Source organism: Stieleria sp. (assembly GCF_041595215.1).
GTDB classification, from domain to species: domain Bacteria; phylum Planctomycetota; class Planctomycetia; order Pirellulales; family Pirellulaceae; genus Stieleria; species Stieleria magnilauensis.
Genome location: NZ_JBFHKV010000008.1, coordinates 1 through 24,806 on the forward strand (window position 1 = coordinate 1; position 24,806 = coordinate 24,806).

The 24,806-nt window shown below is 59.7% G+C and carries 19 protein-coding genes, 2 pseudogenes and 1 riboswitch; of the genes and pseudogenes, 11 read left to right on the forward strand and 10 right to left on the reverse strand.

Annotation, left to right across the window (positions count from 1 at the left end):
- The 4 genes from ABX749_RS00660 to ABX749_RS00675 form a co-directional block, all read right to left on the reverse strand.
- Nucleotides 1-419 (reverse strand): hypothetical protein (locus ABX749_RS00660; protein ID WP_372894312.1); only part of this gene is annotated, 419 nt, incomplete at its 3' end.
- Nucleotides 400-1,260 (reverse strand): sigma-70 family RNA polymerase sigma factor, encoded by an 861-nt coding sequence (locus ABX749_RS00665; protein ID WP_372894313.1) that lies wholly within the window; start codon nucleotides 1,258-1,260, stop codon nucleotides 400-402. The genes ABX749_RS00665 and ABX749_RS00660, both read right to left, overlap by 20 nt.
- A gap of 97 nt (nucleotides 1,261-1,357) precedes the next feature.
- A complete protein-coding gene (locus tag ABX749_RS00670) occupies nucleotides 1,358-2,146 on the reverse strand; it encodes a 4'-phosphopantetheinyl transferase superfamily protein (RefSeq protein WP_372894329.1) in 789 nt (262 codons plus the stop codon).
- 5 nt (nucleotides 2,147-2,151) lie between these two features.
- Nucleotides 2,152-3,819 carry a folylpolyglutamate synthase/dihydrofolate synthase family protein gene (locus ABX749_RS00675; RefSeq protein ID WP_372894314.1) on the reverse strand — a complete coding sequence of 556 codons (1,668 nt, stop codon included), beginning with the start codon at nucleotides 3,817-3,819 and terminating at the stop codon, nucleotides 2,152-2,154.
- 396 nt (nucleotides 3,820-4,215) lie between these two features.
- Here ABX749_RS00675 and ABX749_RS00680 point away from each other — a divergent pair, with 396 nt between their 5' ends.
- The 3 genes and pseudogenes from ABX749_RS00680 to ABX749_RS00690 form a co-directional block, all read left to right on the forward strand.
- A complete protein-coding gene (locus ABX749_RS00680) occupies nucleotides 4,216-5,268 on the forward strand; it encodes an ABC transporter ATP-binding protein (RefSeq protein WP_372894315.1) in 1,053 nt (350 codons plus the stop codon).
- Complete coding sequence (locus ABX749_RS00685) at nucleotides 5,265-7,160, forward strand: ABC transporter permease (protein ID WP_372894316.1); 1,896 nt, start codon at nucleotides 5,265-5,267, stop codon at nucleotides 7,158-7,160. The genes ABX749_RS00680 and ABX749_RS00685 overlap by 4 nt, the downstream gene beginning before the upstream one ends.
- Before the next feature lie 1,707 nt (nucleotides 7,161-8,867).
- Nucleotides 8,868-9,026 (forward strand): annotated as a pseudogene (locus ABX749_RS00690) (hypothetical protein); the annotation flags it as partial.
- 106 nt (nucleotides 9,027-9,132) lie between these two features.
- On the opposite strand, the gene ABX749_RS00695 reads toward ABX749_RS00690, so the two are convergent.
- Together ABX749_RS00695 and rpe are read right to left on the reverse strand one after the other, a co-directional pair.
- Nucleotides 9,133-9,726 (reverse strand): histidine phosphatase family protein, encoded by a 594-nt coding sequence (locus ABX749_RS00695; protein ID WP_145210445.1) that lies wholly within the window; start codon nucleotides 9,724-9,726, stop codon nucleotides 9,133-9,135.
- The gene (rpe, locus tag ABX749_RS00700; RefSeq protein ID WP_372894317.1) at nucleotides 9,723-10,412 is read right to left on the reverse strand and encodes a ribulose-phosphate 3-epimerase; all 690 of its coding nucleotides are present in this window, start codon (nucleotides 10,410-10,412) and stop codon (nucleotides 9,723-9,725) included. The genes ABX749_RS00695 and rpe overlap by 4 nt, the downstream gene beginning before the upstream one ends.
- A gap of 457 nt (nucleotides 10,413-10,869) precedes the next feature.
- Between rpe and ABX749_RS00705 the strand changes: the two genes are divergently transcribed.
- From ABX749_RS00705 to ABX749_RS00715, 3 genes are all read left to right on the forward strand, one after another.
- On the forward strand, nucleotides 10,870-11,967 hold the full coding sequence (locus ABX749_RS00705) for an SDR family oxidoreductase (protein ID WP_372894318.1): 1,098 nt from the start codon (nucleotides 10,870-10,872) through the stop codon (nucleotides 11,965-11,967).
- Between the two features lie 279 nt (nucleotides 11,968-12,246).
- Nucleotides 12,247-15,081 carry a hypothetical protein gene (locus ABX749_RS00710; RefSeq protein ID WP_372894319.1) on the forward strand — a complete coding sequence of 945 codons (2,835 nt, stop codon included), beginning with the start codon at nucleotides 12,247-12,249 and terminating at the stop codon, nucleotides 15,079-15,081.
- Nucleotides 15,082-15,102: 21 nt separating this feature from the next.
- Complete coding sequence (locus ABX749_RS00715) at nucleotides 15,103-15,885, forward strand: hypothetical protein (protein WP_372894320.1); 783 nt, start codon at nucleotides 15,103-15,105, stop codon at nucleotides 15,883-15,885.
- Nucleotides 15,886-15,966: 81 nt separating this feature from the next.
- Here the strand turns inward: ABX749_RS00715 and ABX749_RS00720 are convergent, their stop codons facing one another.
- Nucleotides 15,967-16,557 (reverse strand): hypothetical protein, encoded by a 591-nt coding sequence (locus ABX749_RS00720; protein ID WP_372894321.1) that lies wholly within the window; start codon nucleotides 16,555-16,557, stop codon nucleotides 15,967-15,969.
- Nucleotides 16,557-16,949 (reverse strand): DUF4112 domain-containing protein, encoded by a 393-nt coding sequence (locus tag ABX749_RS00725; RefSeq protein ID WP_372894322.1) that lies wholly within the window; start codon nucleotides 16,947-16,949, stop codon nucleotides 16,557-16,559. Before ABX749_RS00725 ends, ABX749_RS00720 begins: the two co-directional genes overlap by 1 nt.
- 111 nt (nucleotides 16,950-17,060) lie before the next feature.
- On the opposite strand from ABX749_RS00725, the gene ABX749_RS00730 reads away from it, so the two are divergent.
- The 4 genes from ABX749_RS00730 to ABX749_RS00745 all read left to right on the forward strand — a co-directional run bounded on the left by ABX749_RS00730 (nucleotide 17,061) and on the right by ABX749_RS00745 (nucleotide 21,151).
- Nucleotides 17,061-18,158, forward strand: a complete 1,098-nt coding sequence (locus ABX749_RS00730) for a deoxyribonuclease (RefSeq protein ID WP_372894323.1) — start codon at nucleotides 17,061-17,063, stop codon at nucleotides 18,156-18,158.
- Nucleotides 18,159-18,586: 428 nt separating this feature from the next.
- Nucleotides 18,587-18,679: riboswitch (cyclic di-GMP riboswitch) on the forward strand.
- Nucleotides 18,680-18,737: 58 nt separating this feature from the next.
- Entirely contained in the window at nucleotides 18,738-19,382 is a 645-nt protein-coding gene (locus tag ABX749_RS00735; protein ID WP_372894324.1) for a hypothetical protein, read from the forward strand.
- A 64-nt stretch (nucleotides 19,383-19,446) separates the two neighbouring features.
- Complete coding sequence (locus tag ABX749_RS00740; RefSeq protein ID WP_372894325.1) at nucleotides 19,447-20,640, forward strand: pilus assembly protein TadG-related protein; 1,194 nt, start codon at nucleotides 19,447-19,449, stop codon at nucleotides 20,638-20,640.
- Nucleotides 20,641-20,725: 85 nt separating this feature from the next.
- On the forward strand, nucleotides 20,726-21,151 hold the full coding sequence (locus ABX749_RS00745; RefSeq protein WP_372894326.1) for a TadE/TadG family type IV pilus assembly protein: 426 nt from the start codon (nucleotides 20,726-20,728) through the stop codon (nucleotides 21,149-21,151).
- Nucleotides 21,152-21,387: 236 nt separating this feature from the next.
- Here ABX749_RS00745 and ABX749_RS00750 read toward each other — a convergent pair whose 3' ends face one another.
- Nucleotides 21,388-22,827, reverse strand: coding sequence for an ATP-dependent DNA helicase RecQ (locus ABX749_RS00750; protein WP_372894327.1), 1,440 nt, complete (start codon nucleotides 22,825-22,827; stop codon nucleotides 21,388-21,390).
- Between the two features lie 135 nt (nucleotides 22,828-22,962).
- On the opposite strand from ABX749_RS00750, the gene ABX749_RS00755 reads away from it, so the two are divergent.
- On the forward strand, nucleotides 22,963-24,231 hold the full coding sequence (locus ABX749_RS00755; RefSeq protein ID WP_372894328.1) for a GspE/PulE family protein: 1,269 nt from the start codon (nucleotides 22,963-22,965) through the stop codon (nucleotides 24,229-24,231).
- Between the two features lie 311 nt (nucleotides 24,232-24,542).
- Here the strand turns inward: ABX749_RS00755 and ABX749_RS00760 are convergent.
- Nucleotides 24,543-24,806 (reverse strand): annotated as a pseudogene (locus ABX749_RS00760) (hypothetical protein); the annotation flags it as partial.

Genomic DNA, 24,806 nt, shown 5'->3' on the forward strand with positions numbered 1-24,806 from the left:
AGCGCCACCCAACGCGCCAGCCGAGCGTCTCGCGCACACCACACGCTGCCGGTCGCCCCGGTGCCGAGCCGTTTGCGGATTTCAAACCGCCCCAGCCAAACCTTGTCACGATCCAGCGTGGCCAACTCCGCCAAGCGGCTCGACGTCGGCAAGCGCCGACTGTTCAGATCGCTGGCGGGAACCTTGACCGTCTGATCGCGGGTCTCTTCGGCGTCGCGGTACGCCGCGTCGATGGCGTCCAGTTCCTGCGTCAACTGAGTCCGCCAGTCTTTGGGCACCCCGGCCAGAAACGGAGCCCGCTCGACCTCGCCTTCTTGAAGCGACGCTTCGTAGGCATCGCACAACCGATCGATCGTGATCCACTTCTCGCGTGAATCTTCTGCGGACCCCCCGTGCGAATCAGGTTTGCCGGTGTTCATCGGAGTTCTCCAAGATCGGACTCCACAATCGACGGATCAAATTCAGTTTTCGCTCCACCGTCCGCGTGGCGCAGCCGAGTTGCTCGGCGATCTCCTCGTTGGTAAACCCATGCAACTTCAACGACACGATCCCGCGCAACGTCGCTTCGGAAAGCTGTTCCAAAAACTGCTCGATCGCTTCATTGGACGCCGCCTGTTCGGCACCGGAGCGTTGGTTCCTGTCGCGAACCGCGTCGAGCGGATAATCTTCATGCTTTCGTCCCACACGTCGCGAAGCGAATTCAATTCGCGAGGAACTCGGGTTGGCCCCGTCACCGAGCGATAACCCGTCGCCGAGCGATAACCCGTCGCCGAGCGATAATCGGTTGCGTCCGCCCGCCAGCGGGCCCGACCGGGACACGCCGGGGTTTGACGAACCCGTTTGGGGCTCCAGGCGATCCAACCGGTTTGACTTGAGCGAGGCGCCGTTTGCCGACTCGCCGGCCTGGGGTTCTGCGGGACGACGTCCGCCTTCACCGCCGCGGCACAACGCGTTGTCGTAGCGGACCGAGTCGATCGCTTTGTTTCGTGTCAGTCGCGCCAAGATCGCCCAAGCCTGTCCGCCGGTGACGAGCGCGTCCAACTGGCCCGTTTCGATCCGGTCGAAAAAACTACGGAAGGCGCTTTGGGCAACATCTTCCTCATCGGCCAAACCGCCGCCGGTGGTCAGCCGAGTTCGCGCGACACGCTCGACCTGGCCACGGTAACAACGATACAGCTTTGCCGCGGCGGCCTGGCGTTCTTCATCGGTTCCCGCCTGACGAAGCTGATTCAAGATCAGGGTGATTGAGCTTTCAGACATAAGCATTGAGGCGGGGAGGGGGTGAAAAGCAACGTCTCAAAACGTCGAGCCGCCTATCTCCATCTGCTCACAGTCTGACATATCTTGGACCGTTTTGTCAAAGTTGTTCTCCGACATTTGAGCGATTACCCGCCCCCCCAACGAGATCCTCGAAGGGCTGCCAGTTGACCCTCGCCGACGAAGCCTCGCCCGTCACGGCGACCGCAGCGGAGGCGATGTACCCTTCTCTTGGTGAAGAGCATACAAAACTCCACTGCTTTTCCATGTCCAGTCCCGGCGTCAGGAAACGAATCACAGGTCGCTCCGATTCGATTTGATCAAACGCGAAATCGGCCAGGGGCGTGTGCAACCCCGTCCCGATGGCTTTGATGAAGGCTTCTTTGAGGGTCCAGATCCGCAGAAAGAAGTATTGCTGCAACTCGCTCGGCTGGCGACGCAAAAACTGCACTTCCGGCTCGGCAAAGTACCGTTCGGCCAGTTCGGTCGAAGTGCGACGGTGAATCGATTCCACATCCACGCCGACCAAATCGACCTGCGGATCGGCGACGCCGCATAAAACCAGCCCGTCGGTGTGCGCGATATTGAACGGCTGAATCGCTTCATCAGGCATCACGACTTGCGGTTTGCCGTGTTGGCCCATGCCGAAACGAATCTCCTGGGGCGCCACGTTGCGGGCTGCCAGCAGACGGCGCGCCATGGCGCGACCGACGACATGTTGATTGCGAGTGGTGGTGCGTTGGAAACGATCGGCGTGGATCAGTTCATCCTGGGCCAGCCAACGTTCACAGCGGCGTTCAAATTCGCCCCGCTGGTCGGTCGACGTCGCCGCATGCCAGACACGCAGGTGGCAGGGTTGCGACTGTGCCTCAGAGGTCTCGGGGTGCATGGTGGTCACGACGCCTGGTCGGTGGGATCCGCCGCCACGCAGCGAGTGTCGCTTCGCCGCAGATCGGACAGCGATAACAGTCGCGGACGCAGTTCGCCGGCCAGAAAAAAGGACCCGCAGATGATCAACGTTCCGCCACCTGCCGACCCGATGCCCACGTCGAGTGCGAGCTGTGGATCCTCGACACAGCGAATCTTCACGTCTCGGTCCCGTCCGCTTTGCAGCGTGTCGCCGAGTGGGGCGAACGCGTCGACCAACTGATCAGCCGACACCGCGCGTGGATTGGTCGTGTAGCGGGTGCAGATGATTTCGTCGGCAATCTTGCCGAGTTCCGCGGCCATCAACGAGACGTCCTTGTCTCGACTGGTTGCGAAGATCACGACGAGGGGGCGGCTGTACTGCCCGGTTGAATTCAAATCGCAGTGACCAACAGGCGGCTCGATCACGCGGCGGCTGATCGTTTGGCACAAAGCCAGGATCGAATCGTGATTGTGTGCGGTGTCCAGCACCACTTGGATGGGGGCCGATTCGAGGGGCGATTGCGGCTGCAACCAAAACCGCTCCAATCGCCCCATGCAGCGGACGCTTTGTAGCCCCGCGGCGATCTGTTGGTCGCTGACGGACAATCTCTTGTCGACGTGCGGGCCCTTGGCGACGTGGTGGCTGTTCAACAGCCGGATGATCGAGATGGCGATGGCCGCATTGTGAACCTGGTGTGCCCCATCGAGCGCGAGGAACAGCGGCAAACCGTCGGTCGATTCCCCCGCAGCTTGATCCCCAGAGGCCTGATCCCGCGAGGCCAGTTCGGCGGCGGAGGCGTGGTAGACGAATTGACTGCCGACGGCCAGTTGCGGGCCGATGCGAACGTCAAAGTCCAGGCCTTTTTCAAACAGCACGCTGCCGCCGCGTCGGGCGGCCCGGCGGATCGCCGCCTGCGCCTCCGGTTGAACCGCCCCGGAGACGACCGGCACGCCGCCTTTGATGATCCCGGCTTTCTCGGCCGCAATTTCCCCGATCGAGTCTCCCAGGACGCGTTGATGGTCCAGGCCGATCGAGGTGATCGCCGCAACGGTGCTGGCACAGACATTGGTGCTATCGAGGCGGCCGCCGAGGCCGACTTCTAAGACAATCACGTCGCAGTCGTTGCGGTCGAAGTGCAGCACCGCCATCGCCGTGGTCAATTCGAAAAACGACACCGGGTTGCCCGATGCATCGAGCGGATCGACCACGGGGGCAACCCGTTGGACCAACTCGATCAGGTCCTGGTGGCTGCAAGGCACCCCATCGATGCGAAAACGTTCTTCCAGATCGGTCAGGTGGGGCGACGTGTACAGGCCGACGCGATAGCCGGCGGCGGTCAGAATCTGGCTGACCATGGTCGCGGTGGACCCTTTGCCCTTGGTGCCGGCCAAATGGATCAGGGGGACTTTGGGGCCGCGATCGCCTTGCCGGCCGGACGGCTGTTGATCTCCGCCTTCGCCGCGGGGTCGGCGGTGGAGGTAGCCGCCGAGTCCGAGCTGTTGAAACAGTTCTTCGGTGCGTTCGAGCCGAAAAAGATGGTCATTTCGGCTGCCAGCGGTTCGTTCGTAATCGATCCGGTCATAGAGGTACGCGACGGCCTGCTGGTAGTCCGATCGGCGACTTGGCGGTTCGACGTTGCGCGGATCAAGCACGAAGTGGTCTGGAGCAAGGGGAATTTGGCGTTGGGGTGCGGGCGCTGGCGGCCTGTCGGTTTCAGCAAGGGTCTGCGCCGCGCCCTCGGTTACACGTCGGGCCAGCGCTACCGCGTTGAATTCGGAATATCGACACAATCGACAGGCTGCTTGCCGAGCCGCCTCTCGCTTCGCCCGCGGGCGCCGCGGTATTGTGCCAAGGCCGGTACCGCCTTGGCAACGACGCATCGTGGCGAAGACTTATAAAAAGAGTCTGGCGGAAAATGTCCGAACCGCCGGTAGCAATCTCGCGTAGCGTAACCAACCCTCAATATTCCGGCTGGATTTTTAGACAGGGCCGACTGTTTCTGCCTTATCAGCCCACCCTTTTGCCCTTTTCTACGGAAGCCTTTGTTCGTGGATACCGATTCAACCGCCGTCGCGGACTCCGCCGACGAAAACACCCCCGCCGGCGCCGCTCCGGTCGCCGCCCGCTCCACTGCGACGGGCAGTGATGTCGTCATCGAAACCCGCAACTTGAGCAAGATTTACAAGGATTTCTGGGGCCGAAAGAAAGTCCACGCATTGAAATCCTTGGACATCGAAGTCCGCAAGGGCGAGATCTTCGGGCTGCTCGGCCCCAACGGCTCTGGCAAGTCGACCACGATCAAACTGATCTTGGGCTTGCTGTTCCCCACCAGCGGACGTGTTCTGGTGTTTGACAAAGACGCCACCGAAACCAAAAAGAACGAGCAGATCGGCTACCTGCCCGAAGAATCCTATCTGTATCAGTTCCTCAACGCCGAAGAGACCCTGGATTTTTACGGACGCCTGTTCGACATGTCCGGGCGGCAACGAAAACAACGCGTCGAGGAACTGCTGACGCTGGTCGGGTTGCAAGGCGCCCGCCACCGCCAACTGCGTGAATACAGTAAAGGGATGCGGCGCCGCGTCGGCTTGGCCCAGGCGCTGATCAACGACCCCGACCTGATCCTGTTGGACGAGCCCACCACCGGCTTGGACCCGATCGGGATCCGCGAGATGAAGGACCTGATCTTGGCCCTTCGCGATCAAGGAAAAACCATTCTGCTGTGCAGCCACCAACTCGGTGACGTGCAGGACGTTTGTGATCGTGTCGCCATCTTGCACCAGGGCGAACTGAAAGAACTCGGACGTGTGACCGACCTGCTGAAGGTCCAAGACGTGACCGAAGTCCACGCCAGTGGGCTCAGCGAAGAGGCCAAGAACGAAATTCGCGAGGTCATCGCGCGGCACGGCGCGGACTTGAAATCGATGGACAACCCGACCGCGACGATGGAGGACTTGTTCCTCAACATCGTCCGCGAAAGCGAAGCCCGACCCGGCGCTCGTCGCGTTTCGGCCACCGCCAGCGACGAACCGGCCGCCGATGAGCCGGCCGCCGACGCCTCCGCCGCAGATGGATCGCAAGCGGGGAGTGACAAATCATGAATTTGCAACCAGATGATTTCTGGACCTTTTCCGAATGGCTGTTCCGGCCCGGAGCGTTTCTCGAAAGCGCGTTCCTGCAAGGCGTCGTGCTGATCGTCCTGGCGATCGTGCTGGGATTGTTGGTCGGCTATGTGATCTCCGCCGCCCGCTACGGCCCCGGTGAAGGATTCTACGCCGTCGCCCGTGCGATCCGCGACCTGCTCCGCACCGATCTGCCGGGCACCAGCCCCAGCCGGATCGTGGCGTTGGCACGGTTGGCGTTCAAAGAAGCGATCCGTCGCCGCGTGTTGTTCGTCGTCGGCTTGTTCGTCGTCATCCTGCTGCTGGCCGGTTGGTTCCTGAACCCCGAAAGCGATGACCCGGCGCGACTGTATATCAGTTTTGTGCTCACCGCGACCAACTACCTGGTGTTGGCCCTGGCGTTGTTCATCAGCGCGTTTTCGCTGCCGCAAGACATCGAGAACCGGACGATCTACACGATCGTGACCAAACCCGTTCGCGCGACTGAAATCGTGCTCGGACGGATGCTGGGGTTTGTCGCCGTCGGAACCGTGATGCTGATCCCGATGGGATTGGCCAGTTATATCTTCGTCGATCGCGGGCTCGACCACACCCACTACGGAGTCGTCGAGGCGAATGAAATCGACGGCCGGATCGTCGGGAAAACCGACCGCGTCCGAAAACACCAGCACACCTTCACGATCGAGGCCGGTGAAACTCAGGGGCTGACCAATTTCGTCCGTGGACACCGCCACGTCGTCACCCGCCACGACGACGGGTCGTTCACCATCGGCCCGCCGACCGGTCAGTTGCGAGCCCGAATTCCGTCCTATGGGGAAATCCAGTTCTACGACCGCAACGGTGATCCCAAAGACTCCGGCATCGACGTCGGAGCCGAACGGCTCGCCGGCGGCTACGGCTCGGCCGGCATCTCGCGGCTGATCGGTGTCGCCAAAGGAAACCGCAAACTGGAACACTCCTACGTCGAAGGCGGAACGCTGGGGATGGCCGAGTTCACGTTCGACAACGTGACGCGGAAACGCTTCCCCGACAAGATCCCGTTCGACCTGTCGATCCGCGCCTACCGATCGTTCAAAGGCGACATCGAGTCGGGCATTCGCGGATCGTTGACGTTCAAGAATCCCGACACCGGCTTTTCATTGACTCCCAAGCAGTTCACCGTGGAGGAGTATCAGATCGATGAGCGTGAGCTGCCGCTGACGTTCGAATGGCTGAACAAGGAAACCGGCGAAGTGGAAACGCGAAACGTGTTTGACTACGTCGTGACCGAAGACGGCCGCATGCAGATCCTGCTGAAGTGCTTGGACAGCAGCCAGTACCTCGGGGTGACCAAGAGCGGTCTGTATCTCCGCCCGGCGGAATCCAGCTTTGCATGGAATCTGACCAAGGCGTACGGTTCGATCTGGTTGCAGATGACGATGATCATTGCGTTCGGCGTGATGTTCAGTACGTTCTTGAGCGGACCGGTCGCGATGGTAGCCACCGCCGTCTGTGTGCTGCTCGGATTTTCCGCCGAGAGCATCTATGACACCCGTCACTTCATCGATTCGAACATCGAACGCGGCGGCGGCCCGATCGAGTCCTTGGTGCGTCTGGTCAAACAAGACGCGATGACCACCCAGCTGGACGTTGAGGGTGTTGCCAACACCTTGATCAAGTCGGCTGATGCGGTGATCGTCTACACCATGGACGCCGTGGCGACGGCATTGCCGAACCTGCCGCGGATGGTTTCGACGGCCGAATACGCCGCCAGCGGAATCGATATTTTCAACGCCGTGTTGGCGCGTCACAGCGTCGCGACACTCGGCTATTGCCTGTTGGCATTTTTGATCAGTTACTTCTTTTTGAAAGCTCGTGAGATCGCGGCATGAATCAGTCGACTGCGTTTCGTCGCAAAATCATTTACCTGGTGATTCTTGTGGCGACCTTGGTCCCGCTTTATCTGTTGGGCCAGCCCTCCGATGGCACCGCCGATTCAGGCGGTCAACTGGCCACGATGCGCCAAGAATTTGGGATCGCCGAAAGCGACCTCGGTGAAATCAGCCCGGCCAGCGAAACGATGAAACTCGCGTCGCTCGGGCTGCGTGGTGTCGCCGCAACGCTGTTGTGGGAAAAGGCGCACAAGTACCGGGTGCTGCACGAATGGGACCGCCTGAAGGCAGCCCTGAACAACATCGCCCTGTTGCAGCCGCACTACGACAAGGTCTGGGAACACCAGGCTCACAACTTGGCCTACAACGTTTCGGTCGAGTTCGACGACTATCGTCAGCGTTACGAAATGGTCCGCGAAGGCACCGAGTTTCTAACCCGTGGCGTGCGTCAAAACCGCAAAGCCCCGCGGCTGATCTGGTACACCGGTTGGTTCTACGGCCAGAAGATCGGCATGTCGGACGAGAAACGTCAATTCCGACGTCTGTTTGCCGACGACACCGTGCTGCACGATTCGCTGGCCAACGAAGGCATCGCCGTCGACAGCAGCGAAGCGCTCGGCCCGTTTCAGAAACCGGACAATTGGTTGGTCGGACGGTTGTGGCTCAATCACGGCTACGATGTCGTCGACGCCGGCGTCGAGATCCGTCGTCAGACCCCGATCAATTTCTTTGAAACCGGTCCGAAGTGGTCGATCAAACACGCCGAAGCCATCGAAAGCGAAGGCGTGCTGGATCAACGCGCCATCAGCGCCTGGACCAAGGCGTCGGAAAACTGGGACCGATTCGGCAAACGAAGCATCCCGACCCTGGCCCGATTCACCGTCAAACTGGGATCACTGGCGGACCTGCTGAACGAACGCGGCGAACTGGCAGAAAAGTTCCGCAAACTTGCCGGACAAGTCTATCTGGACATGAGGCAAGAAAAGGTCGACCAGCTGCCGATCGACATGCGCAACGTTTACGAAAAGGACCCGGACCAACGCACCGAGGCCGGCAAGGAAGCGATGCCAAATATCCTGGCAGCGATCGAACCGAATTTCCAGGAGGTCGCACAGCGTCTGCCGACCGAAAAACAATTGCCCGCCCTGCAGATCCTGGACGAAATCGACGACCTGGACCAACGAATCCAGAAAACCGATGGCCTGCGTAAACAGATCAACTACGTCTACTGGGAAAGCCTTTCCATGGCCGAACAGGAAGACCGAACGGTGAAAGCCCGAAAGCTGATCTACGACGCCGAGAAGGCCAACCGAGAAGCCGAAGTCGACTTGGCGATCAAACTGTACCTGGAAGCCTTCCAGATCTGGTATGAGATCTTTGAAGACTATCCGGTGTTGACCATCGATGACTCGGCTGAAGATCTGTACGCGTCGATCCGCCGCTACATGATCATGATCGACTCCGAAGAACTCTCCGAAGATTTCCCCCTCAGCGGCTTCGCCGAGATGATGGAGCAGGGCTTGGGGCGGACCAGTCCGGAAAGCTACGAACGGTTCCGCAAGGAACAGGAGGAACTGGCCGCCAAACGACAGAAAGAGCTTGAGGAAGAGGAGCGACGCCGAGAGGCCGAAGCCGCCAAGGAAATGAAGGCGGAAGCCGCAAAGGACGAAACTCCAAAGGACGAAACTCCAAAGGACGAAACTCCAAAGGACGAAACTCCGAAGGACGAAACTCCGAAGGACGAAACTCCGAAGGACGAAACGACCGAGAGTGAGGCATCCACGGACGAATCACCCGTCGAGGAGACGACCGGGGAAGAAGGTGACGTCGAGGCAGAGGAAGCTGAGTCACCGGCCAACTAGGTAGGTCACGCTGTGCGTGACACCTGGCATGCACAGCATGCCCTACGTCTCAGACACCCGGCATGCACGGCACGCCCTACGTCTCGGACACTTGGCATGCACAGCCCGCCTTACATTTCGGTTTCGATCATCGACCAGGATGCCGAGTCGGTTTCGCTCTTCCAGACGCTGGCCAGGTCTTCACCGCTGAGCTGACACTGGACGACCGACGCCAGCGGTTCGGGGATCACCATGGCGACGACGTGGTCGCGTCCTTTTTTCAGGCACTTTCGCAGCGCCTTTTCGACACGTGCCTTGGCCCCGGCGACGGGCTCACCGCCGGGCGGACAGAACTCATCCGGCCGCTCGACCCCTTGGCGATAGACCTTGGGATGATTGCGACGCACTTCGTCGATCAGCTTTCCGTGCCACAAGCCATGATCGAGGTTCTTGAAGGCATCGATAATCTTGACTTTGACTTCACGCCCGGCCGCCCGCTGTTCGTCTGCGAGCCGTTTGGCGGTCTCGCGTGCCGATTCACAGGGAGACGAATAAATCGTCTTCACGCTGACGCTGGCGAGCTCCTTGGCCAACGACGCGGCTTGTTCGGCACCGCGGCTACTCAATGGCATGTCCAGGCAACCCTTCATACGGCCCTGGTCATCGAAATCGGTCGCGCCGGGGCGAATCAACAACACACGGGTCAACGTTGCGGAACGAATCATGAGACCCCTCCCGCGATTTCGGCATCCAACGCCGCGATCGCCGCGGCGTAGTCGTCTTGCTTGAAGATCGCCGATCCGACGACGAACAGATCGCAACCGGCCGCTCGGGCCGCCCCGATCGTCTCTAAATTGATGCCGCCATCGATTTCGAGCAACAGATCCGGATGGGATTGTTTCAACGCGGCCAGCTTTTCCAGGGCGACCGGATTGAACGCTTGTCCGCCAAAGCCTGCGTTGACACTCATCACCAAGACCATGTCGACATCGTCCAGGCATCCGTCCAACGCCGACAGCTCGGTGTCGGGGTTCAAGGCCACCCCCACGGCCGCTCCCATCGAGCGAATTTCGCGGGCCACCTCGCCAGCATCCTCGACCGCTTCGACATGAAACGTCAGCAGGTCCGCACCGGCGTCGACCATCGGCTGGGCATACCGCAACGGATCGCTGATCATCAGATGGACGTCCATCGGAAGATCGCTGTGTCGACGAATGCCTTCGACGATCGGCATGCCGTACGTCAAATTGGGCACGAAATGGCCGTCCATCACGTCCAAGTGCAACACCTGCGTCCCGGCATCTTCCAGTCGCGCCAGTTCGGTTTTTAAATCGCCGAAGTCGCACAGCAGTAGACTCGGCAAGACACTCGGTCCGGCGTTGCGTATTAACTCAAGCTTGTCTTGCGACATGCAGTTCTCTCATCAGATTCGGAAGAGCAGACCCAGCGTCGATTCGAGACTCGAATCTGTCGCAACAGGTTGCCCTAGAAACGACACCAGGGAAGTCATATCTATCGTTGCACCGAGTCTCCAATGCGTCGCTCCAAAGAGTGACACCGGGGTCTCGCGATCGATCTGCTCCAAATTGGTGATCGACAGGGTGGTCAAAACACAGGTCAGTTGTCAATTCACCTGCTTCGAAAGGTTTCGTTGGATTTAGCCCCTCCTACCTCATTTTTGCCGATTTTTAGCGATGCGAGCAAATCCAAGGGGCCTTTAAGGGAACCTAAATTCACATTAAAAAACATTTCTCTGGCAGCCCCAGAACCCGGAATATCCTCCCGTCACCGACGGCGGCCGAAAGTCGCCGCCGCGGCGGCTCCCCAACCGACCATTGAACCGCAAACCCCAGCCACTCAATCACACCATGCGAGTCTTCGTCACCGGAGGGACCGGACTACTGGGAAACACCGTGATCCGCCAACTCAGCGAGCGCGGCGATGCCGTCCTGGCGTTGGTCCGCAGTGAACCGGACGCCGAAGTCTTTGCAGGCTTGGACGTCGAACTGGTCCACAGTCCACTGGTGCCGCCGACGAGCCAATCCGACGGCCGACCCGAGGGAGAAACCATTGGCGAATCCGCTGGCGAATCCGCTGGCGAATCAACTGCCGATCCGACGGACGACCCAGTCGATCAAGCCATCGCCGAGTGCGATGCGGTCGTCCACGCCGCCGCGATGATTCATTTGGGTTGGCATCAGATGGACCAATCGATGCAGGTCAACCGCGAAGGCACGCGCCGTATCGTCCAGTCCTGTGTCCGGCACGCCAAGAAACTCGCCGCCATCGGAACCGTCAACGCGATCGCCCTCGGATCACCGCACACGATCGCCGACGAAACGACGCCCTTGGAACACGCCGGAGGACAGATCCCCTGTGCCTATGTCCAAAGCAAACGCGCGTCGGTCGATGTGGTTCGTCAGGCGATCCCCGAGGGGCTGGAAACCGTGATCCTGCATCCGGGATTCATGCTCGGGCCGTGGGACTGGAAACCCAGCAGCGGGCGGATGATGTTGGAAGTCGGATCGGGCTGGAAGCCGATCGCTCCCTCGGGTGGCTGCAGCTTGTGTGATTCCCGCGATGTCGCCGCCGGGGTGATCGCGGCGCTCGACGCCGATTGCCCCAACGGCCGCGAATATATTCTCGCCGGGCACAATTGGAGCTATGAAAAACTGTGGACCGAAATGGCCAAACGCATGGGGACACGCCCCCCGATCCGGTCGGCCGGCCCCGGAATCGAGTACCTGGCCGGGCTGGCCGGCGACTTCTGGGGACGCGTGACGGGCCGGGAACCCGACTTCAACAGCGCCGGGGTGAGAATGAGCAGTCAATACCATTGGTATTCCAGCCGCCGCGCCGAGACCGAGTTGGGGTATCGGATTCGCGACGCCCAGGAGACGCTCGACGCGGCCGCTGAGTGGATTCGTGACCGATTCGTCTTGCCGAGCAAGGCCGTTGCGAGCTAGTCTCCGACCAGTCTTGCTCCTCCACTCTCGCGACTTTCACCTGTCATGATCGGACACGGATGTCCTCCCGCATTCCGCAATGCGCACCGCTCTGCTGCGTTCGCCTTCGCGGCGAGCGTCACACTGGCGGTCGCGTGGACGGCGCTGGCGACGGAGTGTATCGCGCAAACGCCGACAGAGGCGTTCACGGAAGCTTCGATCGAGACATCGACGGTTAAGGCTACTGATTCAAGCCCAGCGTCAAGCACCTCTGCGGCAAACACGCCCAGTGACGCGTCGGTGAATGATCCGCCCAACCGCCCGCGGCCGGATCTGGCGACTGGTCCATTCGAGTTTCATTCGACCAACCCGGCTTGGCCGTTGGTGGATGCCAACGACGAACATCAACTTTCGGTCAAGATCCGATCGTTACCGCAATACGCCGATCGCGAGCTGACACTCCATTACGAGCTGATCCGTGTCGAAGACGGTGCGGTGGTTGGCCGCGAACAGACCGATCTTCGGCTCAGCCCCTCGGGTGACTCCGAGGAAATCGCGATCGCGGCTTCCTCGCCCGACCAACCAGGTGTCTACGAAATCCGTTGCCGGCTGAGCGAAAAATCCGACCGCATCTGGTCGCGTTTGACGCGTTCGCCGAACCAACTCGCGTCGGTGCAGACGCCCTGGATGGTTTTTCAAGACCCGACCGATCAGGACGTCGAATCCATCACCTGGCGACGAATCGGTCCGATCGAGCCGATGGATCCGTCCGATTGGCAGCGACCGGCCTGGATGCCCAACGGGGCGACCAAATTGGTCCCGAACGTTAAACGCGTCAGCGAATCACTGACCCTCTCGCCGCGGCGCAACGCCTCGCGCGACCCGTCGCATGAACTCGCCCCCGGCCAGTCCATGGTCGGATTTCTGGGCGAACGAAAACCGCATCAACCGTATCAACTGTCCATCACGTTGACCGAATCGACACTCGACGCGGCCCCCAAAACCGCTCGCATCGAATTCGCGAGCACGCCCGAATTCCATTCCGTCACGCGCACCTTGACGCTGCCCTTCGGTCGTCCCATGGATGTGTCCTCGGACGGACTTCCCGCCGTCGTCACCCATCAACTCTTGCACTTCGCGCACGACGGCCATGAGTTCGTCCGGATCACCAACCCATCCGGCGACCAACCGATTTCCATCGAATCGCTGGTTCTGGACGAACCCGTTTCAGACGAATCCGACTTGGACGAACACACGACGTCACGCCACGTCACCCTGCGGGTTGATTCGCCCGATTGGATGACCGACCTGAACACGGATTACATGGCCCAAGTCGCGCAAGGTGATTACGCCGAATCCACCGCACTGATGTTCTACTTGTGGAAAGCCACCTCGCGGCTGAGCACCCACGCCGCTTGGTGTGGCTACGATGAAGTCTCCGTTGCGATCGATCCACGAGCATGGATTGCAACCCCAACATCAGCACAGGCCAACGCGGCTCCAGGTCCGCTGTGGCTCGGCGACTACATTGAAGCGGCGATCACGGCTTGGTCCGCGTCCGGTTCGGTACGGGTGACCCCACGTCGGCCAGGCCGGCCAAACTTGGACGAAGCGGCACACCCGGGGCGGCTGTTGCATCTGGAAACCGGAGCGATCGACGGCCAAGCCTCGATGAAGACATCGTTGCGATTCCTGGATTCGTGTGTCCAGAGTCCCGCTCAAGGCGTTTCGATTCCGGCCAGGGAATTGCCGCTCGCACTGGAGCGGTCGTTTCGCGAAACGATTCATCACTACCGGCAAACGCCGATCGATGCCACACCGGTGTCTTCATCAGCTGATGTCGATTCGGACTACGTGCATGTGTTGGTGACCCAAACCTCCCCTGCTCCAACGCCCGACCAAGCCCCATCGTCTGATCAAGCGCCTTCTGCCGATCAACCATCGCCGATCCGGCTCACCGTGATCAACACGGCCCCGTGGACCAGTCAGGTCAAACTGCAGTTCTCCACTCAGCAGATCGCCGATTGCAGCCTGCTCCGCGCCGACGACACCAACGCGATTGTCCAGGCGACCGGCGTCGCCAACACACGTTTGCTGACCGTCGCTCCGACATCCATCGTCCGGCTACAAGTCCGCGGCGAAACCGATCCGATTCGATTGGTCGCTTGGCAGGGCAACATGGTCGGCGGAGCGGAAACGCTGAAGCGGCTCAAAGCGCACGTCGGTGAAGTCGTCGGCAAAATCGGCACCCTCGCGTTGCCCGACGATTACATCGAATTGACCAACGGCGGATTCGAGATCGAAGGCCAAGTCGGCATCGTCGGCTGGATGCACACGCAGTTCCCCGCCGACGCCGTCACGCTCGATTCCAGCGAATCCATCGAGGGATCCCATTCGATCCGCATGACAGCCGACACCGCGTCGGCTGGCCGCATCTGGTTGGTCAGCGAACCCATTCCGGTGCCGCGCTCGGGCCGGCTGGCCGTCTCGTTTGCCATCCGTGCAAATAAAAAGACTGCCGAAGCGGATCCCAACGCATCGCCGATTTTGAAAACCAGTGCAACGACGGCTCCGCACAAAGAAATACCTCGACACCGCGTTCGCGTTTCACTGGAGGGGAATCGATTGGGGAAACCCGTTCGCATCTCAACCGAATTCCAGGTTCCCTGTGATGGACACTGGCAACCGCGGCATGTCGTCTTGGAAGCCGAACAAATCCACCGCGAAGAAATGGAATCCGTTCGATTGACGATCGACAGCCTCTCGCCGGGAAAAATTTGGATCGATGATGTCCATCTGCACGACCGGTTTCCGACCGGAGCCGAGCGAACGGCGCTACAGGACAAAGCCTTCCTGGCCATCCAGGGTCTGCAACGCGGAAACTTGAAACCAGCTGCCGGACTGCTAAATAATGGGTGGTCGCGATACCTGATGGCTCGATCCCATCAGCGGGGCACCCCTCCATCGGACTCTGCGACGGGGAACTCTTCGCCGGCGGCCGGCGTCGTCCATCATTCCGGAACGGTTCCGACCCCCACCGCGGGTCACGCCGATACCATGGCGGAACCCCACCCGAAACGCGAAAGCGTCGCCGATCGACTGCGTGACTGGTTACCGAAGCCGATTCGATTCTAAAGAGGAAGACTGTTTATGTGGATGCGACTGATCAAACGATTGCTGTTGGTCGGCGCATTACTCGTCGCCTCACTCGGTGCCACTGCGTTTTGGGCTCACCGCGAAACCAAAAAGGTGCCCGAATTTTACGAGCGTGCCATCGCCGCCCCGCCACCGCAAGACGTCGCCGAGTCGGTCGAGCAAATCGAATCCGACGTTCAGAAACTGCAAGACGATGTTGCCCAACCCGGCCTGTGGCAAGCCCAGTTTGCCGCCGAACAAATCAACGCCTGGCTGATCGATCAACTTCCCAAGCGATTCCCCACACTGGAAGCCAAGGGGCTGCAAGAGCCTCGTGTGATGATTCAAGACGGACTGTTGATGGCCGCCGCTCGATTCAAGGACCAGCGTCTCGACGCCGTTCTGTCATGCGAGCTAAGTGTCCAATTGACCGACCAACCCAACCGTCTGGCCGTCTCGATCAAGCAAATCCGCGCCGGGGCGTTGCCGCTGCCACTGTCTCAATTCAAAGATCGCATCAAGTTGATCGCATCGAAGACAAACCTGAACCTGCAATGGGACACTCAGGACGGTGAATCGATCGCACTGATCGACGTCCCCGACCAGTATCCGGGGCACATGGACGGATCGGTGATCATCGAATCGATCGAACTCGCCGACCAATACCTCACCGTCACCGGACAAACCGGTGACCTGCAATCGTCAACGTTCACGCCCCAAGGGGAGATCTACAAGCTCGCTCAGCTGGACGACGAACCGGAATCCGAGACTCTCTCTGACACCAGTTCATCCCGCGGCTTGTAAGCCGGCATCGACGATGGTGACGGGGTTCGGTCCGGCATCGACGAGCCCCCTCAGCCCCTCCCTGTGATCGCTCTCTCTTCGCTAAGTGTCCCGCTCGCAGAACAGGGTCGCTGTCCACGCGTGACACGACTCTGACGCCTCTCCATCCGCCCGCGAGAATCGAACCACGACCCGAGCGTCGGTGTCTGGGCCGTGGCGCCACTCAACCGGAGAACCTCCAGCCGGCGGACTCGTCCATTGCAGCCGAGCTTCGAAGCAGGAGGCCGTGTGGCGAATCAGTTCGTATCGTCCCCTGGCAAGTTGCCGGACCGATCCGCGGCCGGCCCCGATGTCACCTTCGAAATCCAAATAGCGCTCGCGATGATCGGCCAACCGCAGCGCCGGCGTGATGATGCGATCCATCCAACTCGCTGGCGGCTTGTCCAACTCGGGCAAGGGGTCGGTCGCCCACGTCCATAACGTTGCAGCCGACTTCGATGGGTGTTCGAGATGGTCCGCGCATGCATCACCCGCCCGCCCGCTCGATCGATCACCCGGCGGCTGGAACAACCAATCCCAATGCACCGGTCCCGCCGCGACGCGGCTTCCATCGGAGGGTTGCTGCCTGGCGAAACCGTGGCCGACCGCGTGAATCAGAATCGTGAACCGCGGCAAGGTGTCGATCGATTGCATCAGGGATCGGCCACTCGCTTCTTGAGATGTTTTTCCAATAGAACGGCATTGCGCCGATTGGATTTCCAATACCAATCAAACAGGTCACCGGCGATCGGCACGGCCCCAAGTGTCGCGTCGATCAAGACGTTGCCGCACATGCGGATCAACACGCCCGTCGACGCCTTCATGCGAAACGCTTCGCCGATCAACCAGAGCCCGACCACCGCGGTGGCCGCATCGCCCACCCCCGGCAGAAGTCCCACCAACGTGTCCAACCCAAATCGGATGCGGGTTCCGGGCAATGCAAATTTGTCATCCATCAATCCGGCGAACTTGCGGACCCGCGCCAGACGCCGCTCCACGTCTTTCCATTGCGACATCTCACGCACTCCCGATTGTCGTATTGCCATTGCCCAAGACACCCAAGTTTACCTATAGCCACCTAAAACAATCGAGAGGGTGATCAACGTCAGCCCCGGCCATCACGGTTGGGCCCAGCAACGTTCGGCAAGGAGGCCGAGGTGGGGATCTTTTCCAAACGTCGAAGAAAAAGCTCCTTCAGTAGCACAAGTTCGCTGCTGCGCTGGTTCGGTCCAGGCGCCACCACGCTCGGATTGCTTTACGCGCTCTACATGATGCTGACCGGCGGGCTGAGTTTTTCATCACTTGACGGATTGCTCGGACCGGATCCGGAGACGGCCTTTCGCGGCGAAACCATTTCGCTCGGCGACCGAACCGAACGTCCGCCCGATCGCATTCGCATCGCGACCTTCAATATTGAACACTTCGCGGACAAAAAATCCAGCATCCGAACAAACGAAGACGGCGTCGATGTGTTGGGAACGATCGCCAAGATCGTCAGCACGTTCGATGTCGTGGCGATCCAAGAACTACAGGGAGCCGACGGCATCGCCCTGCAACGACTGGTCGGACTGTTGAACGAATCGGGAGGCAACTTCGCCGCGACGATGAGCGACCCGATCGGCGAAGCCTACCTGGAATCGTACGCCTTCGTTTGGGATCGGTCACGGATCAACCTGGTGCCCGGCTCCGCCTATGTGGTGCAGGATCCCGGCAAACGCATGTATCGCGAACCGATGGTGGCGACGTTCGAAACCGTGGTCCCCAAAGAAAGCACCCAGCGGCCGTTTCGATTCACGATGATCAACGTCCACACCAAACCCGACCGCGTCGATCCGGCCGATCAGGAGAGCGAAATCAACGTGCTGGCCGACGTCTTTCAACGCGTCCGCGAATATGAGTTTCAACAGTTCTCCGAAGACGACTTCATCTTGCTGGGCGATCTCAACGTCAGTGAAAAGAACCTCGGACAGCTGAAATTGATCCCCGGCGTGCTCTCCCTGGCGGCCGACATTCAAACCAACATCAATCGCACCAAAACCAACGATCACATCCTGATCGACAGCAGCGTGACCGCCGAATACTCGGGGCGACTCGGCGTGATCGATTTGAAGGCCGACCTGGGCCTGACCGAAAAACAGGCCAATGCGATCAGCGATCACATTCCATTGTGGGCCGAGTTCAATCTCTACGAACAGCCGCCCGCCACTCGAGCAACCGCCACGGCCAGTGGCCCCGGAACGCGATTGATTCAGTAGTGCTCCGTCAACTCTTAGATTTGGGGGGTGCCGCGGAAAAGGGGTCCGGTACGAATGGCACGGGCATACGTGTTGGTGTGCAGGCTTTAGCCGCCCACTGTCGCTGCGTCGCAGCGACCGGAAATCGCCCAAAGGCTAAACACCAACGGTTACCCAATCCGTTGTTCCTTGAGTTCGTGCCATTCGGGTCAGGTACCAAGAATGCAGAGCACCACAACCCTGGGTCACTACCACCCGAGAACCGGGTTGGCCATCCACAAAATTGAGGGCATTCCCTCAGCGTGGCCCGACAATCGCCACGACCCTCATGACGTGCAGGGGGGAATGCCTCATCACGGCCCATACATATGGGGAAACTCAAGTTTTCGGGCGCGAATCGACATAGCGTTTCAATGCCAAATCAGCTCGAACGGTTCCCCCTTTCAAAGCCCTCGAAACGGCAAACCACGTGTAAGCGTGGGACGCAAAGTCATGGGTCCGGCCTGCTTCACTCGAAGCGTTCGGATCGCCAGACCACCGAAGGGGATTGCCAAGCTCGGCTGCGGCATCTTTTCTGCCTCGTCAATTTAGGGAACCAAAATGTCACACGCATTGAACCGATTCGGCGCCGTTCGCGCCACTTTGATCGCGGGGGGCTTCTGCTTATTTGCCTCTCTCCCCGGCGTCGCCGCAGCGGTCGACCCCGTCCTGTTCTTGGTCGAGGAGGATTGGGAACTGACGATCAACGAACCCGAAGTCAACATCAACTCTCCCCAGGTCGCGTTCTTTCTCTATCCCGACGCGGATCACGCCGATTGCTATTTCCAACTGCAGATGAACTACGCCGCCGATGACGGCTACTCCAGCGGCGGTTTCCATGTCGGGGCCTTCTGTGCCGAAACGCTCATCGACGAAGAGCGAAGTCAAATCCAAGAGGCACTCTACTGCGACAACGACCAGATCGTATGGACCAGTGCCATGGCCGTCTTCAACGGGCAACTGATGTTCGCGGTCAAAGATGGACACAGCATGCAGTGGGGCAATTTTGGCGGCCCGGAATACCTGGTGCAGATGGATGATCAGGAACTTCACGCCCTGGACCACTACACGCCTGAAAAGAGCCTCGAGTCCGTCGACATCGGATTCGGGAAAAATCGGGTCGCCTCGATTCGACTCAAGACGGTCCGTCTGACCTACACCAACGGTCACACCCAGACGATCCACGTCAATCAATTCGTTCAGTAGCAGCACCACGATGCGCACGAAACGTCGTGAATTGTCGATCTCATCATCTTCTCAGGGTCATCTCATGTTTCAAATTTCACTCCAGCGCGACCGCGCTTGCAAACCCGTTGCTCGCCCAAACTTCCCGCCATCTCAACGACGCTCGGCGAAACGTCGAAAGGGATCAGCCCTCGTCTTCAGCGTGTTCTTGGTGGCCGGACTGTTGGTGGTTTCGGCGATCGCGATCGACTTTGGACACATCAATGTTTCCCGCACGGAGGTCAAACGGACCGCGGATGCCGCCGCACTCTCAGCCTGTTGGGAACTGTTTGACGGAGTCGTCGAAGGAAAAAGTGCATCGACTGTCCAATGCGACATCGCAGATTCGGCTTCGTCTATCGCGGCAAAAAATATCGTCAGTTCCCGAGCACCGACGCTCAACACGTCAACCGATATCGAAATCGGATTCTACGACAGGAACAACCCAGGTGCACTCGACAACTCTGATCCGTCTAAGTTCAACGCGGTGCGCGTCAACGTCAGACAGACGGACGCCAATCAGCAAGCCATTCCGCTGTTCTTCGGATCAGTGACCGGACGAGCAACCCAATCCCTGCAGGGAGCTTCGACGGCGGCGCTGTTTAAGACGATTTCGGGTTTCCACAAGCCGAACAAAGCAGGTGAAACACTCGACATCTTGCCAATCACACTGGACGAAGAAACGTGGGAGTTGGTCAAAACAAAACAGACACGAGACGAGTATTGCTACTCAAACGGCCAAATCCAATCCGGCAGCGATGGGTATTACGAGTGTTCGCTCTACCCGACCGGAACGGGGTCGCCTGGAAACCGTGGCACGGTTGATATCGGTGGTGCGAACAACAGTACGACCGATATCCGGCGTCAAATCTTGACCGGCATCTCAGCTCAGGACATGGACGAACTTGGACAGGCATTGAACTTTGATGGGAATCATCAAATCGAACTCAATGGCGATACCGGCATCAGTGCGGGAATCAAAGCCGAGTTGCAGCAAATCGTCGGACAGCCAAGGATCATTCCGATTTTCCGTAAGGTGCAGGGGAACGGCAACAACGCCATGTACACGATTGTTGCCTGGGAGGGCATCCGCGTATTGAGCGTCAAATTGACAGGGCCGATGAACAAAAAGCACTTGACGATTCAGCCCTGCCCAATGATCGCGAAATACTCAATCTTCAGTGACCAAACGGTCAACGAAAGCGAGTTTTTGTTCACACCCGTGATGCTGGTTGATTGAACCAGCAGCCCCAACGATTGCCAGCGTCCACGTCGGGCGGGTTACCGCCTGACGTACTCCTTCAAAGCACACATCAAACCAACAAGTGAATCAAGTGAAAAGTCGATTCCGCAGAAAGCAAACTCGTCGCGGTGCCGCGACCGTCGAGTTTGCCCTGATCGTCCCCGTCATGCTGACCTTCACGTTCGGGCTGATCGAGATGGGACGAATCAGCATGATCAAAGAAGTAGTCGTCCAAGCATCACGCGAAGGGGCGCGCGTCGGGGTCCGACCCACCGCGTCGATCGAAGACGTGCAGGCGCGGGTCAACGAAGAGTTGGCGATCATGAATCTGACCAGCGCCAACGTGGTCATCACACCCTCGTTCCTGGAAGAAGCGGAACCGGGAGACGACATCACGGTCCGGATCACGATCCCGATCGGTGAGGTCAGCTACGTCCCAGGATTCTTCGCCTTCGACGGTCTGGACATCGTCGCCGAAACCGTGATGCGGCGCGAAAGCACCGGCTGATCCCAGCGGGACGCGCGCAGCATGCTGGTTCAATCGGATCACACGTGGGATTAGCCGTCTCGCGCGAGCGTACGGGCCAGAACCATCATCTAAACGCACCGAGGCCCGTAGGCTCGCGCCAAACGGCTGATTCGATCCACATGCCGGTCAGCCAACGGCACCCCAGCGGGAAGCGTCAGCGACCGGCGCGTGTGGAACGCACCACACGCGACACCGGCCGGCGCCGCATGCCGACCTCACCCGGACACTTCCGGATCGGCAAAATAACGGTTCAAAAACTGTTTGCGATCACCTTGTTCGGCCGCGAATTGAACCATCGCGTACAACCGCTGTTGATCGCGACGCTTCTTTTCAGCCAATTGATCGTCGTCTTGGAACCTCGCCGGTAGCGGAGCACACACCTCAAAACACTGCGGCGGCCGCGGACCGGCGACCACCCCGTGGCGATCCAAGATGGAGATCGCCGTCGCGATCCGGTGGTCGTGTTTGCTGCGACGCTGCAACTGGGCATTCATCCATTCCAGCCCAAACGCCCTGCACTGCTCGCCGTGCTCGGCCATCAATTGATACAACCGCGTGTAGAACGCGGCATCGGGATTGGACCATTCGATGAATTGCATCTGGGTCATCAAGTCCTCTTGCGCGTACAACCACACGCACCGACTCGGCTGCCCGTCGCGACCGGCACGTCCGATCTCTTGATAATAGGACTCGATCGAACCGGGGGTCTCCGCATGCACGACCATGCGGATGTCTTCCTTATCGATGCCCATGCCGAACGCGTTGGTCGCCAACACCAGATCGGCATCGCCGGACATGAATTCGTCCTGGACACGCCGGCGCTGGTTGCGTGGCAAATCGCCGTGGTAACAGACGTGATCAATTCCTTCGGACAGCAAGTGATCGCTGAAACGCTCCAGTGTTTTGATCAACGAAAAGTAAACGATGGCGCTGCCGGAGCGGTACTCGGGATCGCGAAGGATGTCGCGGAGCTGATTCAGTTTTTCTTCTTCGTCATAGACCGGGATCACATCCAAAAGCAGGTTCGGGCGATCGATGCCTTGGTGAAACAGTTTGACTTGTGACGCATCGATGCCGATCTGGCGGTAAATGTCTCGGCGGCACTCGGCCGTCGCCGTCGCGGTCAACGCAAGCGTGGTGGGCTCACCGATCGACGCGCGGATTTCGGCCACCCGCGTGTAGTCGGGGCGAAAATCGTGTCCCCACTGGCTGACACAATGCGCTTCATCAATCGCCAACAGACGGACGGTCCGGCGTGACAGGGCCTCGCAGAAGTCGTCTTTGCGGAAACGCTCCGGAGTGACAAACAGAATCTTGTACTGTCCTTGGGCCAAGGCTTCATAACGCGCCAACCGCGTTTCGCGATCCAACGATGAATTGATGAAACCGGCATCGATTCCCCGTCTCTGCAGCGAATCGACCTGGTCCTGCATCAACGCGATCAAGGGGGAAAGCACCAACACGATCGAGCGGTCGTCGTCGACACTTGACAGTGCCGGAATCTGGTAACAGAGCGATTTTCCCATGCCGGTCGGCATCACGACCATGGCGTGCCCCCCCGCTAAAACGTGTTCGATGATCTCTGCCTGTCCGGGGCGAAAGTCATCGTAGCCGTAGAATCGGCGGAGGAGTTCCTTGGGGGGTGGCGCATTCATGCCACTATTTTTCACGCCCGAGCCGACTTGGGAACGGGGCAGGCGACCCTTTTTTGCGTTGCGCGCCGTTATCGTTCATATTATCCAACCGCTACTCATGACCGACTTCTCCGATTCTCCTGGAAGACCCGCAACGTGAACGATGATTCCGCGATCGATTTCGACAATCTAGAAAAGCTGGAGGGTGAGACGGAGCTTGCACCACCGGAACTCTTCGCCGCCAACCTGATTGAATGGTCGCTGGAGCGACACGCCAGCGATCTGTTTGTTTCGGACATCGATGGTGCCGTGCTGATTTCCGTCCGGCGACTGGGCCGGATTGAACCGGTTCGTAAACTCGCCCGCACCTACGGCCATCGGCTTCAAGGACACCTGCGTGTTTTAGCAGGCGCCGATGCGGGTGAATCCGTCCGCCCGGTCGAAGGCCGCGGCAACATCACCACGCCGGACGGATCCAAGGCACATCTTCGGCTCAGCAGCATCCCCACCCTGTACGGCCAAGACGTGGCGATTCGATTGTTCGATCCCGTGCGTGGCGCCCGACCGCTTGACCAACTGGGCATGGATTCCATCGACGTGGAATCGATCGAACATCTGATCGGGCAACGAAGCGGATTGATTCTTGTCACCGGTCCGGTCGCGAGCGGTAAAAGCAGCACGCTTTACGCCATCATGAATGAGCTCAATGACGGATCAAGAAAAATCCATACCATTGAAGACCCCGTCGAGCATGCGCTCTCGGGCGTGATGCAATCACAAACCAATGCGCGACTCGGACTCGGGTTTGCCGAACTTTTGACGGTCGTGCTTCGGCACAGCCCCGATGTGATCATGATCGGCGAGATTCGTGATCGCCAAACGGCGGAAACCGCGATCCGAGCCGGGGCCAGCGGACAACTGGTGTTGGCAACGGTGCATTCGACGAGTACCGCCGAAGCGGTCGACATGATGCTGCAATACGATAGTGACCATGTCTTTCTAGCCAGCGCCCTGTCGGGCGTCATCAATCAACGTTTGGTCCGCCGACTCTGTCCGGTCTGCCGCAAACCGGCCGAAGGGTCCCATCCGACCGACGTCCCCGAGCGGATTCGAAGTCGCATGCAGGGGGCCGAAGCGTCGGTGTTCGTTCCGTTCGGTTGCCACCTCTGCTTCGAAGGCGGCTATGACCAACTGGTCGCCTTGCCGGAGATCATGGTGGTCGACACCGTGATCGAAGAAGCCATCGCCAAACGGGCCAGCGCCAGTGACCTGGAGGCGATCACGACCGATGACGGGATGCTGCGACTGGCCGAAGTCGCCCACAGTTACGTCCTGCGTGGGCTGACGTCGCTCGACGAAATCAATCGCGCCGTGACCGACCCGCACCTGACCAGCCTGCAGCGTCGCGCGGAAAAGGCCGGCTGAACCCTGCCTGAGCCGAACAGGGTTTAGACTGTAACTTGCCGAGCGATGAAAGGATCAGCGATGAATGGATCACTGAGCCTACCGATAGCACTGAGCCCACCGATAGCACTGAGCCCACCGATAGCACTGAGCCCACCGATAGCACTGAGCCCACCGATAGCAGCGTGAGCCCACCGATGGCAGCGTGAGCCCACCGATGACAGGGCGCAATCAATCCGTGGGTTCGCGCTGCGGTCGGTGAGTCTTATTTTCGAGCGTTCGCCCGGCAAGCCGCCAAAACTTTCGGCGGATTGTCAAATGTGGCCGGCGCTCTATTCCGTTGACTCGCTCTCCAGTTCCGGGCGCGCCGGCGAGTCGCTTTCAGCCGGCTCCGCGGCAGGTGCCTCCTCGGCGTCCGGACCTTCTGCTTCGGGACGCTGCGGTGCGTCACGCTCACCATCGGGGCCGCCCGCTCCAGGGCCACCGCCTCCGCCGCCACCGGACATCTCCGCTTCGTCATACGACGCCGGCGGTTCGTCGTCGTCGACCGGAACCAGCGGACGATCGGGATTGACGACACCCGATGCCTCGTAGAC

What these genes read in the sequence shown, in the direction of transcription:
- ABX749_RS00665 (WP_372894313.1), bottom strand. Translation starts at nt 1,260, where the DNA reads ATGTCTGAAAGCTCAATCACCCTGATCTTGAATCAGCTTCGTCAGGCG.
- ABX749_RS00670 (WP_372894329.1), bottom strand. Translation starts at nt 2,146, where the DNA reads ATGCACCCCGAGACCTCTGAGGCACAGTCGCAACCCTGCCACCTGCGT.
- ABX749_RS00685 (WP_372894316.1), top strand. Translation starts at nt 5,265, where the DNA reads ATGAATTTGCAACCAGATGATTTCTGGACCTTTTCCGAATGGCTGTTC.
- ABX749_RS00695 (WP_145210445.1), bottom strand. Translation starts at nt 9,726, where the DNA reads ATGATTCGTTCCGCAACGTTGACCCGTGTGTTGTTGATTCGCCCCGGC.
- rpe (WP_372894317.1), bottom strand. Translation starts at nt 10,412, where the DNA reads ATGTCGCAAGACAAGCTTGAGTTAATACGCAACGCCGGACCGAGTGTC.
- ABX749_RS00705 (WP_372894318.1), top strand. Translation starts at nt 10,870, where the DNA reads ATGCGAGTCTTCGTCACCGGAGGGACCGGACTACTGGGAAACACCGTG.
- ABX749_RS00715 (WP_372894320.1), top strand. Translation starts at nt 15,103, where the DNA reads ATGCGACTGATCAAACGATTGCTGTTGGTCGGCGCATTACTCGTCGCC.
- ABX749_RS00720 (WP_372894321.1), bottom strand. Translation starts at nt 16,557, where the DNA reads ATGCAATCGATCGACACCTTGCCGCGGTTCACGATTCTGATTCACGCG.
- ABX749_RS00725 (WP_372894322.1), bottom strand. Translation starts at nt 16,949, where the DNA reads ATGGCAATACGACAATCGGGAGTGCGTGAGATGTCGCAATGGAAAGAC.
- ABX749_RS00735 (WP_372894324.1), top strand. Translation starts at nt 18,738, where the DNA reads ATGTCACACGCATTGAACCGATTCGGCGCCGTTCGCGCCACTTTGATC.
- ABX749_RS00740 (WP_372894325.1), top strand. Translation starts at nt 19,447, where the DNA reads ATGTTTCAAATTTCACTCCAGCGCGACCGCGCTTGCAAACCCGTTGCT.
- ABX749_RS00750 (WP_372894327.1), bottom strand. Translation starts at nt 22,827, where the DNA reads ATGAATGCGCCACCCCCCAAGGAACTCCTCCGCCGATTCTACGGCTAC.